The sequence below is a fragment of the Methyloradius palustris genome, from assembly GCF_019703875.1.
Lineage (GTDB): Bacteria > Pseudomonadota > Gammaproteobacteria > Burkholderiales > Methylophilaceae > Methyloradius > Methyloradius palustris.
This window is the reverse complement of sequence record NZ_AP024110.1, coordinates 1300608-1323049: the sequence shown is the minus strand read 5'-3', so window position 1 is coordinate 1323049 and position 22442 is coordinate 1300608. Positions and strand designations below refer to the sequence as shown.

General features: G+C 45.9%; 11 protein-coding genes and 2 tRNA genes. 2 read left to right on the top strand and 11 right to left on the bottom strand.

The features are described from left to right. The first annotated feature begins 24 nt into the window (after positions 1 to 24). Positions 25 to 810, top strand: coding sequence for an enoyl-ACP reductase FabI (locus ZMTM_RS06355; protein WP_221765433.1), 786 nt, complete (start codon positions 25 to 27; stop codon positions 808 to 810). Positions 811 to 884: 74 nt separating this feature from the next. On the opposite strand, the gene ZMTM_RS06350 is transcribed toward ZMTM_RS06355, so the two are convergent. From ZMTM_RS06350 to ZMTM_RS06255, 6 genes are all read right to left on the bottom strand, one after another. Next, entirely contained in the window at positions 885 to 2786 is a 1902-nt protein-coding gene (locus ZMTM_RS06350; protein ID WP_221765432.1) for a SurA N-terminal domain-containing protein, read from the bottom strand. A 618-nt stretch (positions 2787 to 3404) separates the two neighbouring features. Next, a complete protein-coding gene (locus tag ZMTM_RS06345) occupies positions 3405 to 4814 on the bottom strand; it encodes an HlyD family type I secretion periplasmic adaptor subunit (RefSeq protein WP_221765431.1) in 1410 nt (469 codons plus the stop codon). Between the two features lie 2 nt (positions 4815 to 4816). Continuing rightward, on the bottom strand, positions 4817 to 6997 hold the full coding sequence (locus tag ZMTM_RS06340) for a type I secretion system permease/ATPase (protein ID WP_221765430.1): 2181 nt from the start codon (positions 6995 to 6997) through the stop codon (positions 4817 to 4819). Between the two features lie 120 nt (positions 6998 to 7117). After that, on the bottom strand, positions 7118 to 14932 hold the full coding sequence (locus tag ZMTM_RS13425) for a calcium-binding protein (protein WP_318840545.1): 7815 nt from the start codon (positions 14930 to 14932) through the stop codon (positions 7118 to 7120). Positions 14933 to 14975: 43 nt separating this feature from the next. After that, positions 14976 to 15389 carry a hypothetical protein gene (locus ZMTM_RS06260; RefSeq protein WP_221765429.1) on the bottom strand — a complete coding sequence of 138 codons (414 nt, stop codon included), beginning with the start codon at positions 15387 to 15389 and terminating at the stop codon, positions 14976 to 14978. Between the two features lie 557 nt (positions 15390 to 15946). Further along, on the bottom strand, positions 15947 to 17338 hold the full coding sequence (locus ZMTM_RS06255; protein WP_225907119.1) for a TolC family outer membrane protein: 1392 nt from the start codon (positions 17336 to 17338) through the stop codon (positions 15947 to 15949). A gap of 117 nt (positions 17339 to 17455) precedes the next feature. Between ZMTM_RS06255 and ZMTM_RS06250 the strand changes: the two genes are divergently transcribed. Further along, a complete protein-coding gene (locus ZMTM_RS06250) occupies positions 17456 to 17710 on the top strand; it encodes a helix-turn-helix domain-containing protein (RefSeq protein WP_221765428.1) in 255 nt (84 codons plus the stop codon). Between the two features lie 43 nt (positions 17711 to 17753). Here ZMTM_RS06250 and ZMTM_RS06245 read toward each other — a convergent pair whose 3' ends face one another. The 5 genes from ZMTM_RS06245 to lon all read right to left on the bottom strand — a co-directional run bounded on the left by ZMTM_RS06245 (position 17754) and on the right by lon (position 22275). Beyond that, positions 17754 to 19004, bottom strand: coding sequence for a tyrosine-type recombinase/integrase (locus ZMTM_RS06245; RefSeq protein WP_225907118.1), 1251 nt, complete (start codon positions 19002 to 19004; stop codon positions 17754 to 17756). 171 nt (positions 19005 to 19175) lie between these two features. Then, positions 19176 to 19252 (bottom strand) — tRNA-Asp (locus ZMTM_RS06240). Positions 19253 to 19327: 75 nt separating this feature from the next. Then, positions 19328 to 19403, bottom strand: a tRNA-Val gene (locus ZMTM_RS06235). Between the two features lie 53 nt (positions 19404 to 19456). Continuing rightward, a complete protein-coding gene (locus tag ZMTM_RS06230) occupies positions 19457 to 19732 on the bottom strand; it encodes an HU family DNA-binding protein (protein WP_221765427.1) in 276 nt (91 codons plus the stop codon). A gap of 107 nt (positions 19733 to 19839) precedes the next feature. Then, a complete protein-coding gene (gene lon, locus ZMTM_RS06225) occupies positions 19840 to 22275 on the bottom strand; it encodes an endopeptidase La (RefSeq protein WP_221765426.1) in 2436 nt (811 codons plus the stop codon). Positions 22276 to 22442: the final 167 nt, after the last annotated feature.

Below are 22442 nucleotides of genomic sequence, written 5' to 3'. Positions count from 1 at the left end.
CATTTAAGTTTAAGGAAGTAACACATGGGATTTCTCGCTGGAAAACGTGCCTTGATCGTTGGCCTACTCAGTAACCGATCTATCGCTTACGGCATTGCAGAAGCCATGAAGCGTGAAGGCGCTGAGCTCGCTTTCACCTATCAACTAGACAAGTTTCAAGACCGCGTTACCAAACTGGCGGCTGATTTTGATTCAAATATCGTGCTGCCCTGTGACGTTTCTGATGATGCGCAAATAGATGCCCTATTCCCTGCGCTGGCTAAGCACTGGGATGGCTTGGACATCATTGTTCACTCCGTAGCCTTTGTACCTAAAGTCGCGCTGGATGGCGATTACTTGGATGCAGTCACCCGCGAGTATTTCCGCATTGCACATGATGTGAGCTCATACAGCTTTGCTGCGCTCGCAAAAGCAGGCTTACCGATGATGCTAGGCCGCAATGCAAGCCTGCTGACACTGAGCTATTTAGGCGCTGAACGCACATTGCCCAACTACAACGTCATGGGCGTAGCAAAAGCGAGCTTAGAAGCTAATGTACGCTATATGGCACAAAGTCTTGGCCCTAAAGGCATTCGTGTTAATGCAGTCTCTGCAGGCCCAATCAAAACGCTTGCAGCTTCTGGCATTGCAGACTTCGATAAGATGCAAGGCTTCAATGTGAAGCATGCTCCTTTGCGCCGTAATGTCACTATTGAAGAAGTTGGTAATGCTTCAGCGTTTCTCTGTAGCGACTTGGCCTCTGGCATTACTGGGGAAATCACCTACGTTGATGGCGGCATGAACATCACCGCAGCGGGTGTTATAGACTAAAACACTAAGCAGATAATTAAAAATAAAAAAGGCGGATAATCCGCCTTTTTTATTTTGCCCTGACTTATCTGATACTAGTTATTCAAGGTACCTGCATTGAGCAGTTGCTGATTCACTTCGATCTTGGTTTTAGCTTTCAGCGAACTCACATATGCGGCTACATACTCTGAAGCCAATGCTGATTTCAACTCCAGCTCCTGTGCTTTCTTGCCAGCGTCATCTGTTGCGGCAGTATCATTTACTTTGATTACTTTAACCAACAAATAACCCTTATTGCCGTCCACCAATCCCGCATAGGCAGGCAGTTTGCTTGTATTGATTTTAAACAGGTTGGACATAGCTAAATCAGTCAATCCTTGTGCATCTTTGCGATCCACAGTCACAGATGGAATCCACTCAAGTGAAGCAACCTCTTTACCTTGTTGCAAGCTTGCAAGCGCTGCATCGCCAGCCTTAGCAGCAAGCTGGGCGGCTTTTTCCAGCTTAAGATAATCCTCAATACCACCCTTCACTTCATCAAAAGTACGTGGTGCAGCTGGCTTGTAATCAACTACGCGCGCAGATATAAGGTTATTAGGCGACACCTCTACAGCCTCAGTGTTACGGTGCTCTTTAAGCACCTCATCACTGAATACGCTGTTGATGAACTTATCACTCTTGAAGAACTTAGCGCCATCTGCACGACTTAACCAACCCGTTGGTTGAACTTGCAAGCCAAATGCATCAGCCACAGGCTTGAGGCTGGTTGATTGCTCATAAGCCAAATTATTGAAATTCTCAGCTTGTTCAGCAAACTTATCTAAGGCTTTCTGATAAATGATGTCAGCTTTAATCTGGGCTTTTGCAGTGTCATAGTCTTGCGCGTGGCCAGATATCTCAGTTAGCTTGATAATATGATAGCCAAATTCTGATTCAACCAAATCGCTCACAGTGCCAGGGGCCATCGCATAAACAGTGTCTTCAAATGGCTTAACCATGGCGCCGCGCCCAAACAAACCAAGGTCACCACCCTTTTCAGCAGAGCCTGGATCTTGAGAGTATTTCTTAGCCAGCTCTTCGAAGGATTTTGGATTCTTTTTGATTTGAGCCAAGATATCTTCAGCCTTTTTCTTTGCTGCTGCTTTAGCCTCTGGGGTCGGGTTCACACCAAACGTAATCAGTATGTGGCTAGCACGACGTTGTTCATCACCCTGGAATTTAGAAGCGTTATCTTCGTAATACTTCTTTACCTCATCTTCACTCACCTGAATACCAGGAATCAGAGATGTCACTGACATCAGCACGAACTCCAGCTTTACTTGCTCTGGCACGCGGAAGCTCTCTTTGTGTTTCTCGTAATAAGCCGTAACCTCAGCTGGATCAATTTTCACCTGCGATACGAAATCATTAGTCTTGATTTCAGCAGTAGTGACTTCACGTTGCTGATGTTCGGTTTTTAATGTTTGCTCAAGCAATGGTTGTGGCATGTAGGAAAGTCGCGCCAAGCCTTGACGTGCCTGCTGCGCAAGTAAATCAGCGCGCATTTTCGCCTCGAACTTTGAAGGCGTTAAATGATTACTAGCCAGTAACTCGTCATACACCTTCTGAGAAAACTTACCATTCTCTTGAAAGTCAGGTAAAGCAATAATGTATTGGCTTAGTTGATCATCACTAATGATGAATTTAGCGCGCTTGATTTCTTGGCTTAATAAATGATTAGTAATCAGATGATCTAATACCGACTGTTTCACTTCAGGCTTTTCTATTACGGATGGATCCGTTTTTCCTTCGGAGATCAACTGATTTCTTAAATTTTGCAGCGCACTACCGTACTCTTGCACAGAAACCGTATCTTCACCCACTTTAGCAATCGGCACATTTGAACCAGCCTGCCTCAAATAGCTGTCAATACCAACTAATGCAAAAGGAATGGTAATGGCAGCAAGAATAACCTTTGCCAACCAGCCTTGGGTATGTTCACGAATTGCATCCAACATAACTTTACTCTCTCATTAAACTTTATATTTATTTAGTGATTACACAGCATATATATCAGAAAGTTCATAGCGATTTTGCGCATCAACTACAAATAATTCAGCCAAGCAATATACCACACTCAGACTTGAGCGGACAGGCTTGGAGTGTAAGGCTGGGATTAGATTTGACACGAAAAATATTGAAGTTTAGTTGACCTGCATATAAACAAATAAATCCGCTTTGGAATACTTTTAAAAATTCGCGCAAAACATGGGTGTTTAAGGAAATATTTATCAGTCTTGATACAGCAAGAACAAAACAAAAAGCCTGCTAAGTCGAAGACTTAACAGGCTTTAGTGTCATTGGCGGAGTGGACGGCATCCTTAAATAACTCTTACATTATTGATTAATATAGGATAATTAAATTATCCATAAAAAGTTACCCGATATCTTACACATTTTATAATATTGGAAATAATAGCTTGTAAGAATGCATAAAATATCTATATTTCCCTGATAATTTAGTATGACTTGGCTCTGTAATCCACGGGTTTGAGCATGATGGCAATTATGATTACGACAATGGCCAAGTCTTTGCCAGAGGTAAAGTAATGGCTATAGGACTTATCAATAGGTTCCTATCGCTCCCTTAAGCTCTCATTAGCGTACTGAAGCAATGGACTCAGGAAATATTCAATGACTCGCCGCTTGCCGATTTTGACTTCTACAGTAGCGGCCATGCCTGGGCTTAAGTTGACGAGTTTGTTGTCAATGCGCATCTGTGATTTTGCCAACAGGATACGCACTGGATAGATCAAGCCTTTTTTCTCGTCATTGGCTGCATCATTGGATACAAAGGTGACCTTGCCTTCAATAGTCCCGTATTTAGTGTAAGGGAAGGTTTCCAGTTTAACCGTAGCCTCCTGGCCCGCAGTCACAAAACCTATATCCTTGTTCTCCACATTGGCTTCTATCTCAGCCGCATTTTCACGCGGGACAACTGCGAGTAATGCCTGTGCTGGAGTTACGACACCACCAATGGTATGAATCACTAACTGCTGCACAACACCATCTACGGGAGCGGTCAGTCGCATCAATCTGTTACGTTGGTCATTCTTGCGTTTTTCCTGGGTCAATTGACCAATCTTGACCTGCGCATCACTCAGTGCATCGAAATGTGCTCTTGCTGATTCTGCGACGAACGACGTGCGTTCTCTTTTAGCAGTTTCAATTGCTGAATTGATTTCTTTCAGACGTGATTGTTGGGCAGCCAGGTCACCTTGTTGTTCAAGCATGGCTTGTTCTTTTTCAAGGTAGCCATGCTTGGAGACATAATTGTTATCCAGCAAACTTTGATAATCACCCGCCTGCTGTTTGGCAATCGGCAGTGTTTGCTCTAGTTTAGCTATCAATGCCTGCGTGGTTTGTATCTCAGATTGATGTTGCAAGATTTCGGCATCCAGTTTCGAGAGTTTTGCATGGTACTCAGCAAGGTCACTTTCTAGCCTGAGACGTATTTGCTGTAGGTGTTCTGCATCAGCTCCTACAACAGAAAGACTGGCGGCTTTACGCCTTTGAACTATATCCAGAAATGCTTGGGCACGTGCTGCTTCAAGTCTTGCAGTCAGTAAATCTTCCGTAACGCGGGAAAGATCCGCTGCCGATTGAGTCGCATCTAAATCAATCAATGGGTCTCCAGCCTTGACTGCCTGGCCATCAATAACATAAATGGCCTTAACAGTTGAAGTCTCTAAGGGCTGAATGACTTTGGTATGACCAGTGGCAATGATCTTGCCCTGAGCGACAGCCACAATCTCGATCTGACCAAAGATAGACCAAATTAATGCAATCAGCGCAAACGATATCAATAGGTAGGCAAGGATACGCGGCAACGGTGAGACTGGTGTTTCTTGTAACGCAAGGGCGGCAGGGAGAAATGCCGATTCATGTGTCATCCGCTTAGGACTGTCTAATGAAAAACGTTGTTTCCATACCGCTTTAAACACAGAGACATAACGGCTAAATAAGGCAAACCAGCGATTATTCATAATCAGCCCTGCTGTAACTTGTAAAGACGGGTATAGATACCTGCCTGATGTTGTAATAACTCATCATGAGAACCTGATTCAACAATCTGACCACGCTCAACCACCACGATACGATTGGCATGTCGTACAGCAGATAGACGATGCGCGATGATAAACACAGTGCGACCTTTACAGATTTCGCGCATATTGTTCTGGATGATGCTTTCAGATTCATAATCCAAGGCACTGGTCGCTTCATCGAAGATCAGGATACGTGGATTGGTGATTAAGGCTCTGGCAATGGCAATGCGCTGGCGCTGACCTCCAGAAAGTGAGGCGCCATGTTCCCCGACTGGCGTGTCGTAGCCATTAGGGAGTTCCAGGATGAAATCATGTGCGCCAGCAAGCTTGGCTGCCGCCATTACCCTATCGAGAGAAGTACCAGGATCGCTCAATGCAATATTGTCGCGAACAGAACGATTGAACAGCATATTCTCCTGAAGCACCACACCTACTTGGCGACGCAGCCAAACTGGGTCTGCCAATGCAAGGTCAACACCATCAACCATTACCCTGCCTCTCTCTGGCGAGTACAAACGCTGCATGAGTTTAGTGAGCGTGCTTTTACCAGAGCCTGAGCGGCCAACAATACCGATGATCTGCCCTGGATCAACTATCAGGGAAATATCCCGCAATATCTCCGCCCCGTCTGGGCGGTAACGAAAACTCACGCGCTCAAACTCAACTCGGCCTACAATCGCCGGCAAACTCATGCGACTCGCTTGGCCAGCTTCCATAGGGGTATTGAGAATATCACCCAGACGCTGCATGGAAATACCTACCTGTTGGAAGTCTGTCCAGAGTTGTGCAAGACGCATGATAGGTTGAGCCACTCTGCCGGCGAGCATATTAAATGCAATCAACTGACCTACGCTTAAATCACCTTGTATTACCAGGCGAGCACCCATCCATAAGGTCACTACTGTAACTATTTTACCAATCAGGTTCACCCCTTCGTGCGCTAGGCTGCCTACTACATTCGACTTGAAAGCTGCTGAGACATAGCCAGCTAACTGATTATCCCAATGACGTGTAAATTGGGGTTCAACAGCCATGGCTTTCACTGTATCCATCGCTGTCACAGTCTCAACCAAGAAAGCCTGATTCTCAGCGCCGCGATTGAATTTCTCATGCAATCGCGCTCGTAACAACGGCGTAGCTACAAGTGAAAGAATGAAGTAACAAGGTAGGGAAAGGACCACGACCAAAGTTAACCAACCACTGTAAAACAACATCACGGCAATGAATACCACTGAGAACAGCACATCCAGAATGACAGTAATGACATTGCCCGTTAGGAATGAGCGGATGTTTTCTAACTCTCGTACACGGGCAACTGCATCACCCACTCGACGCGCTCCGAACCATGCAACAGGTAGAGCTAGTAGATGCCGGAATAGCTTGGCACCTAATTCCACGTCGATACGGCTGGCCGTGTGGGAGAAAACATAACTCCGTAATGCTGAGAGCCCAATCTCAAATATCGATACAATCAGCAAGCCAAAACAGATCACATCCAGCGTACTTAGGCCGTGGTGTACCAACACCTTATCCATCACCACCTGAAAGAATAATGGTGTCACCAATGCAAATAGCTGCAAGGCAAACGAGGCTATCAGTACATCACGCAATAAATGACGATATTTGATGACTGCCGGAATAAACCAGGTAAAGTCAAAATGGGATAGTTCTGCGGCTAGAGAAGCACGGGAAGTAATCAGTATCAGTTCACCAGACCATCTTGCTTGCAATACATCCAGCGCAATTAGCTGCGGACGTTCCTCCACTGGATCATGGATCAGTATTTGTTCATCTTGCAATCGCGCAATGACAAAAAATTCTCCATGCTGATCGATAGCAATCGCAGGCATGGGAGTGCGTTCTAAGCGATCTGGACTAACCCTGACTTGTTTGGCGGTCAGTTTATATTTTTTTGCTGCGAGCAGGATTTCAGTAATACCAAACGGCTTTGCTTCAGTACCGAACTCATGACGAAGATGATCACCTTCAACGGCTACCCCATGGTAACGGGCGAGCAATAGCAGGCATGAGAGGCCTGTATCAATAGCGACTCGTGATTGCGGGTCAGACGATGAAGCCGCAGGGCCTTCTAGTCTTGGTTGTGATGGTTCTTGTTCTGACATTCATGCAAAGCAAGGCCGACATCATGTGTGAGATGATGTCGGCCTGCCGTTTCCCCTTTAAGTAATGATTTGTTGCTAGTTACTTTTGTATCTTTTATATTACTTTACTCTTACTTGAATTTACGACCAGTTAGCAGCCAGCACCGGTGCGAGTTGGGTCTGGTACGCTGCTGGCAGGGTGGTCTGTCCAGCGGCTGGCGGGGTTAATCCCGCCATGGCGTTGACCAGATTCTGTACCTGTGTGTCCAGCAAGGTATGGCTACCATCCACTGTCGTGATTTGTTCTACATGGTTATCAGTGGCTGTGTACCAGTCCTTGATGATGGTCTTATCGGTGGTACCGATAATGCTGATCTCCAGATTATTGGCCACATGTTTAAACCAGAGCTGATCGTAACTGGTGCCTGAGGTGAATTTGAGTACGTCAGTATTACCCGCAGTAGCATCGTTTTCAACAATGGTGTCAGCGCCATCACCTCGGGTGAACTGGTAGGTGTCGTTGCCTGTACCACCCGTTAAGGTATCTGCTCCTAGGCCGCCGATGAACGTATCATTGCCTGCGCCACCTGTTAGGCTGTTAGCACCGCTGTTACCTGTCAGCACATTGTCCAGGCTATTGCCAGTCCCATTGAGTGCAGCCGTGCCAGTGAGGGTGAGGTTTTCCAGGTTGTTGCCCAGGGTGTAGGTGATGCTGGATAGCACGGTATCGGTACCTTCGCCTGCGTACTCTGTAACCACGTCGGCCACATTATCGACCACATAGGTATCGTCACCTAAACCACCCAACATGCTGTCAGCACCTGCAACGCCATTGAGGATGTTATTGCTGGCGTTGCCAATGAGGACATTGTTGCCAGAGTTACCAGTGAGGTTGTAGGCAACAGTGTTGATCAAGGTCGCATTCTCGACATTCGTTACCACCGTATAGGTACCGCCTACCGTGGCAAGGGCTACATTGACGGTGTCGGTGCCTGCGTTGGCAGCTTCAGTCACTACGTCACCTAAATTATCGACGATATAAGTATCATTGCCTGCACCACCACTCATGGTATCTGCACCTAAACCACCATCGAGGATGTTATTGCCTGCATTGCCAGTGAGCGTGTTATTGAGGGTGTTGCCTGTGCCGTTGATATTGGCAGTACCGGTGAGTGCGAGGTTCTCAACATTGTCGGTGAGGGTGTAGGTGATACTCGATTGAACCAAGTCAGTGCCTTCACCTGCGTTTTCGATCACGAGGTCTCCAGCGTTGTCCACAACATAGGTGTCATTGCCGATACCGCCGCTCATGGTGTCGGCACCCGCTTTGCCATCCAGGGTGTTGTTGCCCAGCGTGGTCGTCAGTATGTTGTTGAGTTCGTTACCAGTGGCATTCTGGTTGGAACTATAGATAATGGTGAGATTCTCAACATTGGCACCCAGAGTATAGCTAAACGTGGAGAATACGCTGTCAGTGCCTTCGTTGGCGTTTTCTGTGACAACATCCCCAGTGGAATCCAGGTAATAGATATCATCCCCCAGTCCTCCGATAAGGGTATCAGCCCCTAGAGAACCGTCAAGTACGTTATTACCTGCGTCACCCGTGATTAGGTCGTTGGCACCTGAACCGATGATGTTTTCAATATTGAGGAGTACATTACCCGTTGCAGCACCTCCCGTGGCAGTGCCAGCAGCGAGATTGATCTGGATGCCTGTCCAAGTGCCCGCATAGGTCACCGTATCGATTCCCAAGCCCCCATCCAGAGTGTCATAGCCATAATTACCCTGGAGTGTGTCATTGCCAGCCCCACCTTGCAGGTAGTTGGCAGCAGTAGTACCGACCAGAAGGTTGTTGAGGTCATTGCCTGTACCGTTAATCGCTGCCGTCCCTGTGAGGGTAAGATTCTCCAGATTGGCACTGAGTGTGTAGGTAACACTAGCCTGCACATTGTCTGTACCTTCACCTGCATTCTCTGTAATGACGTCCCCTGTGTTATCCACGATATAGGTATCATCACCCGTGCCGCCTATCATCGTGTCAGTCCCTGCACCACCGTTAAGGGTGTCGTTGCCAGCACCACCATTCAGGATGTTGGCCGCTGTGTTGCCAGTGAGGGTATTGGCGAGTTCGTTACCAGTGCCGTTAATCGCAGCAGTGCCAGTCAGGGTGAGGTTCTCGACGTTGGCAGTCAGCGTGTAATTGATGCTGGATTGAACAAGGTCAGTGCCTTCAGCATCGTATTCGGTGATTACGTCACCTGCATCATCCACCACGTAGGTATCATTGCCAGTGCCACCGATTAAGGTATCTGCGCCTGTGCCGCCGTTGATATTGTCGTTACCTGCACCGCCAATGAGGATGTTAGCTGCACTATTGCCGATCATGATGTTGTTGAGTTCGTTACCAGTGCCATTGATGGCGAGAGTGCCAGTCAGGGTGAGGTTCTCGACATTGGCACCAAGAGTGTAAGTGATACTGGATTGCACAGTATCCGTACCTTCGGCTGCATTCTCGATCACCACGTCCCCTGCATTGTCCACCACATAAGTGTCGTTGCCTGATCCACCAATCATGGTATCTACACCGGCGCCTCCATCCAGGACGTTGTAGTTGGCGTTGCCGATGAGCACGTTGTTGAGGCTGTTGCCAGTGCCGTTAATTGCAGCAGTACCTGTCAGGGTAAGGTTCTCTAGATTGTTGCCGATGGTATAGCTAAAATTACTTTGGACGGTGTCAGTACCTTCACCTGCATTCTCGGTGATGACATCATATTTAGTATCAATGATATAAGTATCGTCGCCGATACCGCCAATGAGAGTATCGTTACCAAGACCGCCATCTAACGTATCGTTGCCTGCACCACCAGTTAAGATGTTGATAGTGCTATTGCCGGTAAGATAGTTATCAAGGGCATTGCCCGTGCCATTAATGGCTGTGGTGCCAGTAAGGGTGAGGTTCTCGACATTATCGGTTAAGGTGTAGGTAATGCTGGATTGCACTGTATCTATGCCTGCATTCGCACTCTCAGACACAACATCACCAATGTTGTCCACTACGTAGGTGTCGTTGCCTGCACCGCCGTAGAGATAGTCAGCACCTGTGCCTCCATCCAGGGTGTCGTTGCCTGAGGTGCCAATGATCGTGTCATTGCCAGCATCTGCATAGACTTTAACACTACCATAGCCAGCGAAACTTACATTGTCGTTACCAGTCGTCAATGTAAAACTAAATGGGTACGCTGCAAACAACTGCGCCATACTCATGGTGACACCGTCGCTGAACTGGACCTGACCCATCGACCAGAATGTATTTGCGAAATGGTTACCTGCCGTAATGCTGTCACTGACGCCGTAGTTGATGACCAGATCATTGCCCACACGGGTTAATGAAGTGAGTTGTGTCGAAGTCACGTCCGTGAATTTAATGGTGTCTACACTTGCACCATAGCCGTCATCACTGTTAAGGATGTAATCCGTACCATCTCCTGTGCTGAATTGGTAAACATCAGCACCATCACCACCAAACAGGTAATCGTTACCAGTCCCGCCTATCAGGGTGTCATTGCCGTTTCCGCCATTGAGGCCGTCATCACCACTGCCACCCAGTAAAACATCATTGCCTTCACTACCAGCCAAGCCATCATTGCCAGCTCCGCCTTCTAGTGTGTCATTGCCCAAACCCGTTGATATTTGGTCATTTCCATCTCCACCCAAGATGTGGAGGTTACTAGTAGCACCATTAAAAGTGACGTTGTCTGCGCCATCGGTCAGGTTGAGGGCATAGGCCTCGAACAACTGGGCCATGTTCATGGTCACGCCGTCGCTGAACTGTACCTGGCCAATCGACCAGAATGAATTGTTGAAATGGTTGCCTGCCGTAATACTGTCGCTCGTACCATAATTCAAGATCAGATCGTATCCACTGCGCACTACTGATCTCAATTGTGTCGAGGTCACATCCGTGAATTTAATGGTGTCTACACTTGCACCATAGCCGTCATCACTGTTAAGGATGTAATCCGCACCGTCGCCTGTGCTGAATTGGTAAACATCAGCACCATCACCACCAAACAGGTAATCGTTACCAGTCCCGCCTATCAGGGTGTCATTGCCGTTTCCGCCATTGAGGCCGTCATCACCACTGCCACCCAGTAAAACATCATTGCCTTCACTACCAGCCAAGCCATCATTGCCAGCTCCGCCTTCTAGTGTGTCATTGCCCAAACCCGTTGATATTTGGTCATTTCCATCTCCACCCAAGATGTGGAGGTTACTAGTAGCACCATTAAAAGTGACGTTGTCTGCGCCATCGGTCAGGTTGAGGGCATAGGCCTCGAACAACTGGGCCATGTTCATGGTCACGCCGTCGCTGAACTGTACCTGGCCAATCGACCAGAATGAATTGTTGAAATGGTTGCCTGCCGTAATACTGTCGCTCGTACCATAATTCAAGATCAGATCGTATCCACTGCGCACTACTGATCTCAATTGTGTCGAGGTCACATCCGTGAATTTAATGGTGTCTACACTTGCACCATAGCCGTCATCACTGTTAAGGATGTAATCCGTACCATCTCCTGTGGTGAATTGGTAAACATCAGCACCATCACCACCAAACAGGTAATCGTTACCAGTCCCGCCTATCAGGGTGTCATTGCCGTTTCCGCCATTCAGATTGTCGTCGCCAGTACCTCCTATCAATGTGTCATTGTCATCGCCTCCAGATAGTTGGTCATTGCCACTGCCACCCAGTAAGATGTCATTACCAGCAGCGCTACTCAGAATGTCATCCCCATTCCCGCCGTCCAGCGTGTCATTACCTGAACTCGTTGTGACTCGATCACTTCCGTCTCCAGCAAGAATGTGGAGATTACTAATATCACCAAAGCTAGCATTGTCTGCGTCATTGGTCAGGTTGATGGCATAGGCAGCAAACAGTTGCGCCATACTCATGGTGACACCGTCGCTGAACTGGACCTGACCCATCGACCAGAATGTATTTGCGAAATGGTTACCTGCCGTAATGCTGTCACTGACGCCGTAGTTGATGACCAGATCATTGCCCACACGGGTTAATGAAGTGAGTTGTGTCGAAGTCACGTCCGTGAATTTAATGGTGTCTACACTTGCACCATAGCCGTCATCACTGTTAAGGATGTAATCCGTACCATCTCCTGTGCTGAATTGGTAAACATCAGTACCATCACCACCAAACAGGTAATCGTTACCAGTCCCGCCTATCAGGGTGTCATTGCCGTTTCCGCCATTGAGGCCGTCATCACCACTGCCACCCAGTAAAACATCATTGCCTTCACTACCAGCCAAGCCATCATTGCCAGCTCCGCCTTCTAGTGTGTCATTGCCCAAACCCGTTGATATTTGGTCATTTCCATCTCCACCCAAGATGTGGAGGTTACTAGTAGCACCATTAAAAGTGACGTTGTCTGCGCCATCGGTCAGGTTGAGGGCATAGGCCTCGAACAACTGGGCCATGTTCATGGTCACGCCGTCGCTGAACTGTACCTGGCCAATCGACCAGAATGAATTGTTGAAATGGTTGCCTGCCGTAATACTGTCGCTCGTACCATAATTCAAGATCAGATCGTATCCACTGCGCACTACTGATCTCAATTGTGTCGAGGTCACATCCGTGAATTTAATGGTGTCTACACTTGCACCATAGCCGTCATCACTGTTAAGGATGTAATCCGCACCGTCGCCTGTGCTGAATTGGTAAACATCAGCACCATCACCACCAAACAGGTAATCGTTACCAGTCCCGCCTATCAGGGTGTCATTGCCGTTTCCGCCATTGAGGCCGTCATCACCACTGCCACCCAGTAAAACATCATTGCCTTCACTACCAGCCAAGCCATCATTGCCAGCTCCGCCTTCTAGTGTGTCATTGCCATCGCCTCCAGATAGCTGGTCATTGCCCCCCATCCCTAATAACGCATCATCTCCAGCCCCACCATTCAGCGTATCAGCCTGGTCATCTGCCACCATAAAGTCATCTGCACTTGAACCATAGCCATTATTCCAGCCGGTATAGCCTTTCACAGAAAATCCTGCATCTAGCAGGGCCGTATTGATATCAGGAGTTATCGTATGGCTCGCTAAGAAATCCACGATCATCTGCTGCCCCTGCCATCCGCTGTCTTTCAGGGTGTCTTTGGTGCCAATGTAGAAGTCTAGTAAATCCTGGATGCCTGCTGTTGAATTCGCAGTGATGCGAGCGTTGAGGTCGGCATTCAGAGCAGTGAAATCTAATGAAATACCAGCATCAGTAATGCTGAGTTGGACTTCATCCAATAGAGGTTTCACTAGGGTGTCATAGATTGCGGCCTGATGCAGGCTTTGATACACCGATTGTTTAAGTACATCGTAACTCTGGTTGAGTAAATCTTGTGCGACATGCCAAAGAGTGAGCGTGACGGCACCTGTGCCCGTAGGAATAGGTTGGTAGGTTCTACCATTGAAGTGTTCCATGACGGTGAGTTTGTCCGCCATGGCTTGGTAACCTGCGCTGCCCACTGCTAGACCCGTATAAGCTGCTTGCATATCTACAGTAAGGGTGTGGCCAGCATAAGCACCCGTGAAGGTAGTCGCCATGGTGCTGGTATCTGACCAGGCTTTGAGGATTTGATCCATCAGGGCATGTTGGTCGGCTCGGCTGGCTGTAGCGAACTGGGTGAGCAAATTAGCAAGTGTTGGTGAGAGGCTGGCGGCTTCTTGAAGATCGCGTACTTGTCCACTGCCTTGCAGGTTAGGCAGTGTGGCTGCTTGTGTAGTCAGGGGGATGTGGTCTGTGAACTGACTGGTGAAGGTATCTTGTACCAGATTGACATCAGCAAGATTGGCGGCGGTGCCTGCGGTACCATTGGTGCCATTGGCATAGGTGAAGGTGCCGAGGTCGGCGAGGACGTTGCCATCATTCAGCAGCGTACTGTGATCCTGGCCTGTGACATTGATGCTGGCAATACCGAGGCTATTCAGGGTGACGAGTTCGTTGGCCTGGCTGATGCCGTCCTGGTTGAGGTCACGCCATACGCGGAGGTTGTTCCAGTTAGCGTCTAGGTTGCTGATGATGCCGTCGTGATTGGTGTCCTGGTCAGCAATGGCGTCAAAGCCGTCAGCGGCGAGTTGGCCGTTGGTTTTAAGGGTGGCATCACCAAAGAGTTCACGGCCGTTGTCTATGGTGTCGTTGCCATTTCTGTCCAGAACCAGCAAACCATCAGTCGCAGCGATCCAGCCTGTGCTGGTTTTTACGCCGTCGGCGTCTATGTCAAAGAGAATGGGATTGGTGGTACTGATGCCTACGGTGTCTATGCCGTTGCCGTTTAAATCTAGGGTGAAGGGGTCGCTGCGTTGCGGGGAGTTGGCGAGATTGTCGAACGAGGTTTTGACATTTATCCAGTGGCCTTCGTGTATATCGGGAATGCCATTCCCATCAGCATCTCCCATCGGCAAATGAATGGGTATTAATGGGGGCTTACTTGGGGTAGCTGGATTAGGATTAACTAAGTCATGGAAAAAATCCTCTATTGCTTGGCGATTTTTATAGAGGGCAGAAGCAGCCGCAAAATCTAAGCTAATAACTTTTAAATATCCAGCTATTGGAGTGGGCACACTTCCTAGCGCTCCTGCTATAGCAGCACCAAAATCTAAAGATGTTTGAATAATAGCCTCTTGATCACCAGACGCTATTGCTTCATCCATCAGACGCCCTTGTGCCTCTAGATTTAATAAATTTATTGCTCCATTTGAGAGAGGGAACCCTGGAATCATTGGATTAAACGTACTAAGTAAAGACATTGTCGTGGATATAACTGAAGCTGCTTCCAGTGCATCAGCAGCTTGCTGAGCATCGCTTCTTCCTGGAGTATTTGCTGATTTAGCAACATCAAATATGCCATTTATATTATTTACTAAATCTCCGAAATCTTGGTAATCCATGCTTTATATTTCCTATTCTTTGAATGATTAGCTTTAAAATTTTTTATCTAAAAAATAAAAGCGCTACTAAAAATCCTAAAGTTGCCATTACCATAACTGTTGTTACTTTCAAAACCACAGGTATCCAAATATATTTCTTCTCATAAATATATTTGCCTTCACCATCTTTACTACCAAAGAAAACACCAATTAGAATAATTAAAAGCGCGCAGCTAAAAAAAATCATTTGAGGAATTACCCATAACAGGCTACTTCTAAAGTCATTTTTAAGCTGAATAATATAAATATTGTTTTTACCTAAAATAAAATAAATTAAAAAATAAAAACCAACTCCCAAAAGAACTGACATTTTTAATGTTTGTCCAGACTTTAGAGAATGATATTTATCACTAGACTGTGATTGATTCCTTAAATCATCTTCACCCAAATATTTATAAAAAAACTGCTTAAAATTCATAAACTTTGTTTCCATCTCTATTTAAATTGTAGTAAGGAGAATATAGTCAGTAAATTAGGTGATCAAGGCGCCGTGGACAAGGTTGGCGGAAGTACCTGCGGTGCCATTAACCCCGACTTGACCACCTTCATATTTCATGCGATTCACAATGCACGCCTGTTTTATATTTGTTAAGTCAGTATTTATCTGACTATCATAATTAAGTTTTACTGACTTATTTATACCGTTTTTTATGTAGTTATTACGGCTTTGTTGAGGAAAGCTAACAGCAATTGTTATGCCACACTCCCAAGGATTCGCCCTCGTCAAATGCAAACTTTTACTTTCTATGAATTTACATTTTCTTCTGTTTTAGCGTAAGCACTTGAAAAAATACCAAGTTTCCTTACATTTCATTACTTCCGATAATGTAGCTGATGTGTATTACAAAACCAATAATTATTTCTTTCTCTAATTATTTGTTTACTATAGGTTAATTTTTTTAACCTATATGCAATTTTTGATTTTCTAGTCTGCCCAGAATCGAGCTTTAGATGGCTGTTTTAGTGCAGCGCTTGTTACTTGATAAGCAGTTGATTGATGCTATTAAGGTCAGCTTCACCAAGCGTGCCAACCGCAGCTTTGAGTTTTAAGCCCTGAATTAGGGTGTCGTATCTGGCTTTAATGAGGTCGCGTTTTGCACTGTAGAGTTGGCGTTGCGCGTTGAGGATATCGATATTGATATGGATGCCGTATTTATAGCCTTGCTTGTTGCCTTCAACAGCAATGGCACTGGAATCTACAGCAGATTCCAGTGCTTCTATCTGGGCTAATCCATTAATAATGCCAGAGTATGCTTGACGGGCGTCGGTAGCGGCTTGGCGTTTAGCTGTTTCCAATTGTGCCTGTGCTTTGTTTTTGTTGGCGATAGCCTCTATGACTTTTGAGTTGGTGGAGCCGCCTGCAAATAATGGGACTGTCACTTGCACCCCTGCACTGCTGGTAGTGGCATTGGTGGAGTAATCACTGGGGAGTGTGAGGTTGTTTGAGGTGTAGTTCTGTCCGTAGGAGGCAACAATATCTACAGTGGGTAAATACTCAGCACGGTTACGATTCACTTCTGACTCCGATGCTTTAACAACAGCTTCCGGTGCTAGTACTGCGGGGTTATTAATACGCGCTTGGTCAATCCAGGCGTTAACATCTTCAGGTTGAGGTTTGGGGATGATTTCGGTTTCTTTGAGTGAAGCTAGAGCCTCTGGAGCTTCACCTACAATCTTCTCCAGTTCGGCACGTTTGGCTTCTAAATCATTGAGGGCGGCAAGTTTTTGAGCACGGGCAAGATCAATACGGGCTTTGGCTTCATGCACATCGGTGATTGCATTAGTACCGTGCTCAAAACCTGCCTGAGCCTGCCCCATTTGTTCCGTAGCCGCATTCATTTGTGATTCAGCAACGGCAATCGTTTCATCCGCCACTAACACATCAAAATAGGCTTGGGTCAGCCTTAATATGAGGTCTTGTTCCGCTTGGGTATACAGAGCATGTGCCTGGGCAACCAGATATTCAGATTGCTGGTAGGCAACATAGTTTTGTAATCGGAATAGTGGCTGGGTGAGTTGTAGATTCCATGCCCAAGACTGTGTGGAACGTTTGACCTGAGTGGTGCTTGTAGCAGCACTGTATTCAGTCGATGCATGGTTGGCATTGTCATTACCGTTGATATTAATGACTGGTAATAAGCCAGCTCTTGCTTGTGGAAGCTTTTGTTCAGCAGCTTGAAGTGCATAGCGGGCTGAATCAAAAGTGGGGTCGTTGGTTTGGGCTAAGCGGTAGACTTCGATCAGGTCGGCAGCCTGGGCAAATAAGCTATTAGTGCCTAATATAACAATAACGGTAATGCGCTTAAATTGAGTAAACGAGCATATTGAGGCAGTATGCACACTCTGCTGATTATTATTTGGACTCAATGACTAGCTCGCTTTTTATGCTTGGTTTTTGAGCGATATTCTATAGCAGCCTATTACGGATTGTAATGCCTGTAAAAAAGACGCTTATGAAGTTTAGTCTAGCTCAAGGAGGAATAAATGATCGAAATTGAAGAAGGTTCCAAAAATGTCTACGCAGATTTGGGTATGGCCGATGCAGGCGACATGATACTCAAAGCACAGCTTGTAACTAAAATTGGTGAATTGATTGAAAGACGGAAGTGGAGCAAGCCGCAAGTGGCAGATGCTCTGGACATTCCTCAATCCGAATTGTCCCATATACTGTGCGGCCATTTTAGGAGCATGAGTAAAGCTAAGATGCTTGATTATCTAACTAAGCTTGAAGAAACCTAAAAATCTTAACTGCTCTATTATATGCAAATGCGGCTTGGCTATATCAAATGCCCGAATAAAATGAAGGCATCGCTGGTTCAATATCCTTCTCAAGACATTCCAAATAATAAGACCACCAGATCATCATCTCTTTTCTGTCTTTGAGGTATAAAGCTCTGTTGTATGCTTTTCTCACCTTGTTTCTCTCCACATGTGCAAGTTGCATTTCAATGACATCTGGATTAAATCCAATTTCATTTAGCATGGTCGAGGCAATCGCTCTTAGACCGTGTACTGTTTGTTTGCTTTTGTACCCTAATCGGTAAAGGGCAAATAACGGAGTATTAGTCGTCATTGTTTTATTTTTATTGTTACTTGGGACAACGTATCGACTACGATCAGAATACTTTTTAAGGAGTATTAGGTATGAAATAGTCTGATCAGTTAGTGGTACAACATGATCCGTTCCCATTTTCATTCTTTCTTTTGGTATTTCCCATACCCTTTTTTCAAAATCATATTCAGTCCACTCAGACTCAAGAAATTCGTTTGCGCGAACAAAGGTATGAGCCAACATTTTTAAAGCTAGCTCAGTCTGTTCATCTCCTATCGTATGATAGGTTGCTATCGCCTGTATGAGCTTCTTTGTTTCATTTGGCTTAACGGCTGGCTGGTGTTTGCTGACGTGCGGCATTAAGGCATCCCTAATGCCCGCTGACACATCATATTTACAAAGTCCATGGGCTATACCATACCTAAATATCTGACCACAATTACCATTTATCTTGTGTGATAAATCAGTTGAACCGCGTTTTTCAATCAGCTTTATGACTGCTAACAGTTCTGGGCCATCAATTTCAGCAATTGGACGTTTACCTATATGGGGAAAAATATTTAAGGTGAGTCTTCTACGGACATCATCTGCATGTTTTGAAGATTTCCAAACATTCGTCTTCATCTTATTTTCTAGCCACCCAGTACCAACTTCTTGAAAAGTTGGAGTCACTGACTTTTTTTCTTTTATAGCCTTTCTATGCGCTGAAGGATCAATACCGGAGGTAATCAGTTCCATTAACTCCCTCGCAACTATTCTGGCATTATGCAGACTGACTTTTGGATAAACACCAACACTTAAACTATTTTCCTTACCTTTCAACTTGTATCTAAATCTCCAATACTTCTTTCCAGTTTCATAGATGAGCAAATATAAACCATCGCCATCTGATAGTTTCCGCACTCCTTTTCTGCTTATTGCATTTCGACATTCAACATCAGTAATTCTTTTTACCATCGCGGGTAACTTTCCGTAGCCCATGTGTAACTTCCTCAGAAGTTACACATTATTTGCTCGGATAGATATGGAAATATATGGAATGATTTGGACGGAATTGGAAATAAAAAACCCAGGAGACCCCGATAAATTGGGATTCCTGGGTTAATTTTTGGACGCTTCTGGAAGGTTTTGAACACCTTTGGAAAACATCATTGGCGGAGTGGACGGGACTCGAACCCGCGACCCCCGGCGTGACAGGCCGGTATTCTAACCAACTGAACTACCACTCCTAAAACTTGCGCATAACAACTACGCTGGCAGCTAATACTTGAATGCTTCAAATACTGTAACTACATACTGATGACTGGTGGGTGCTGACGGGGTCGAACCGCCGACATTCGCCTTGTAAGGGCGACGCTCTACCAACTGAGCTAAGCACCCATTTGCTTCATCAGCCTTGATTTCACAACAAGTTGCTCAATCAAGAAAGAACGCTAGTTTACAGCATCTTTAAGCGCTTTGCCAGCCCTGAATTTAGGAGAATTTGCAGCCTTGATCTTGATAGTTGCGCCAGTACGTGGGTTACGGCCATTACGCGCAGCACGCTTACCAACATAGAATGTACCAAAACCAATCAAGGTAACTAAGTCACCCTTTTTTAATGATTTGGTAATTGCAGCAGTTGTTGCATCTAAAGAACGACCTGCCGCAGCTTTTGAAATGCCAGCAGCTTTTGCTATTTGATCAATCAATTCAGCTTTATTTGCCATCTGTATATCCCCTTTGGACATTATTTGAAGTGACAGGACTCTCCTGTGATAATCTTTATATCAAGCAGAGAAAGCCTCTGTCAAGGCTTTTCCCGCTGATTTCTGCTTTAGTGTTTAGTGATGACTGTAGATTCGGCAGTTTTTCCATCAGTAGCTTCTGGCACTGGGACGATCAAGGCCTCATCTGCGTGTGGCATTCTCTCCAACGCAAACTCCAAGACCTCGTCTATCCAGCGCACCGCATGAATCTCAAGTTGATCTTTAATATTGTCAGGAATCTCTGTCAAATCTTTTAGATTCTGCTCTGGAATCAATACCGTTTTAATACCACCGCGATGAGCCGCCAGAAGCTTTTCTTTCAATCCGCCAATTGGCAAGACTTCACCGCGTAAAGTGATTTCACCAGTCATCGCCACATCTGCTCGCACGGGGATGTTGGTCAAAATAGAAACTAAAGCAGTACAAAGACCAATACCCGCACTTGGGCCATCTTTTGGTGTTGCACCCTCTGGTAGGTGGACGTGAATATCATTCTTTTCATAAAAATCGACAGGGATACCGAGCAGCTTCGCACGACTACGCACAACGCTCATGGCAGCCTGTATAGATTCCTGCATCACTTCACCAAGCTTACCAGTAGTGATTGCCTTACCTTTACCTGGCAATAAAACAGCCTCAATCGTTAATAACTCGCCGCCGACTTCAGTCCAAGCTAAGCCAGTGACCTGCCCTACCTGATTTTCTTTAGCAGCAACACCATAATCAAAACGCTGAACCCCTAAATATTTATCGAGATTTTTTGGGGTCACTGCGATTTTACGTGCAGCTTTATTAGATTTAGCTTTGGCGGTTAGTAACTCTTTAACCACCTTACGGCAGATCTTTGAGATTTCTCTATCCAGACTACGTACGCCAGCTTCGCGGGTATAGAAACGTACTACATCACGAATGGCAGACTCTGAAACGCTAATTTCATTTTCTTTCAGGCCATTCGTTTTGAGCTGTTTTGGCAACAAATAGCGCATGGCGATATTCACTTTTTCGGCTTCTGTATACCCTGCCAAGCGAATAATTTCCATGCGATCCAATAACGGCGCAGGGATATTCAACGAGTTAGAGGTGGCGACGAACATGACGTCTGATAAGTCATATTCTACTTCCACATAGTGATCAACAAAAGTATGGTTTTGCTCTGGATCTAACACCTCAAGCAATGCTGAAGATGGATCGCCGCGAAAATCCTGCCCCATCTTATCGACTTCATCGAGTAAGAATAATGGGTTTTTCACCGCAACTTTAGCCATGCTTTGCAGCACTTTTCCTGGCATTGATCCAATGTAAGTACGGCGGTGACCACGAATCTCGGATTCATCACGAACGCCACCCAGGGCGACTCGCACAAATTTACGATTCACGGCCTTGGCAATACTTTGGCCTAACGATGTTTTACCAACGCCAGGGGGGCCAACCAAGCAAAGGATTGGCGCCTTGAGCTTATCAACACGCTGTTGCACAGCAAGATACTCAATAATGCGCTCTTTGACCTTATCCAGCCCGTAGTGATCCTCGTCCAGAATAGCTTCAGCAGCCAACAAATCTTTGCTGATCTTGGTTTTTTTCTTCCAAGGCAGGTTGATCAAAGTTTCGATGTAATTTCTGACTACACTGGCTTCAGCAGACATTGGCGACATCATTTTGAGCTTTTTAAGCTCTGAGTTAACTTTAGCCGTAGCATCTTTAGGTAAGTGTGCGAGCTTGATGCGACGCTCTAGATCATCAATCTCGGCACTTTCATCTTGTTCGCCAAGTTCCTTCTGAATAGCTTTCACTTGTTCATTCAGGTAATACTCGCGCTGGCTTTTCTCCATCTGGCGTTTAACACGGCCACGGATACGTTTCTCAACCTGCAATATATCGATCTCAGCTTCGAGCAAGCTCAACAAATGTTCCAAGCGTTCAGATACGCTGAACATCTCAAGAATGCTCTGTTTTTCTTCAAGCTTAAGGGTAAGGTGCGCGGTAATAGTATCCGCAAGCCTGCCTGCATCATCAATCGTAGCAAGCGAAGTCAGGATTTCAGGAGGAATTTTTTTATTCAGTTTGACGTACTGGTCAAACTGGGTAAATACAGTGCGCATTAAAGCCTGCGTTTCACTGTCTTCATCAGTGGCATTTTCAATACGCTCTGCACGTGCGGCAAAGCAATCCTGAGTTTCAACGAATTCAATAACTTTTGCGCGATCAACGCCTTCTACCAAGACTTTGACTGTTCCATCAGGCAGTTTCAGCATCTGCAAAACAGTCGCAATGGTGCCTACCTCATACAAATCAGAGGCGTCAGGTTCATCTTTATTAGGGAATTTCTGGGCAACCAGCAGGATCTGTTTGCCATTTTCAGAGGCAAGCTCTAGAGCCTTAACAGACTTGGCGCGACCAACAAATAGAGGGATAACAAGATGAGGATAAACGACCACATCACGCAATGGCAACAGTGGCATCAATCCAGATTCTGAAGAGAAAACGGGTAGCGTTGGCTCGGTCATGGAAAAACTTTCAGTGTTAGCCGCGCATAGCAACATACTATGCGCGTATGTTAAGAAAATGGGGGCAAACACTGGCGCTTCAAGTGTAAGCGCTCAAATTACATTTACTGCTACATCTAACTACTTGGATTCGTAGAATTAGCTATTAAGCCAATTCTACGAGTTAA

Bases quoted from the DNA above. Each gene is read 5' to 3' on its own strand.
- ZMTM_RS06345 (WP_221765431.1), bottom strand. From the start codon at position 4,814: ATGAATAATCGCTGGTTTGCCTTATTTAGCCGTTATGTCTCTGTGTTT.
- ZMTM_RS06340 (WP_221765430.1), bottom strand. From the start codon at position 6,997: ATGTCAGAACAAGAACCATCACAACCAAGACTAGAAGGCCCTGCGGCT.
- ZMTM_RS06355 (WP_221765433.1), top strand. From the start codon at position 25: ATGGGATTTCTCGCTGGAAAACGTGCCTTGATCGTTGGCCTACTCAGT.
- lon (WP_221765426.1), bottom strand. From the start codon at position 22,275: ATGACCGAGCCAACGCTACCCGTTTTCTCTTCAGAATCTGGATTGATG.
- ZMTM_RS06260 (WP_221765429.1), bottom strand. From the start codon at position 15,389: ATGAATTTTAAGCAGTTTTTTTATAAATATTTGGGTGAAGATGATTTA.
- ZMTM_RS06250 (WP_221765428.1), top strand. From the start codon at position 17,456: ATGATCGAAATTGAAGAAGGTTCCAAAAATGTCTACGCAGATTTGGGT.
- ZMTM_RS06230 (WP_221765427.1), bottom strand. From the start codon at position 19,732: ATGGCAAATAAAGCTGAATTGATTGATCAAATAGCAAAAGCTGCTGGC.
- ZMTM_RS13425 (WP_318840545.1), bottom strand. From the start codon at position 14,932: ATGGATTACCAAGATTTCGGAGATTTAGTAAATAATATAAATGGCATA.
- ZMTM_RS06245 (WP_225907118.1), bottom strand. From the start codon at position 19,004: ATGGGCTACGGAAAGTTACCCGCGATGGTAAAAAGAATTACTGATGTT.
- ZMTM_RS06350 (WP_221765432.1), bottom strand. From the start codon at position 2,786: ATGTTGGATGCAATTCGTGAACATACCCAAGGCTGGTTGGCAAAGGTT.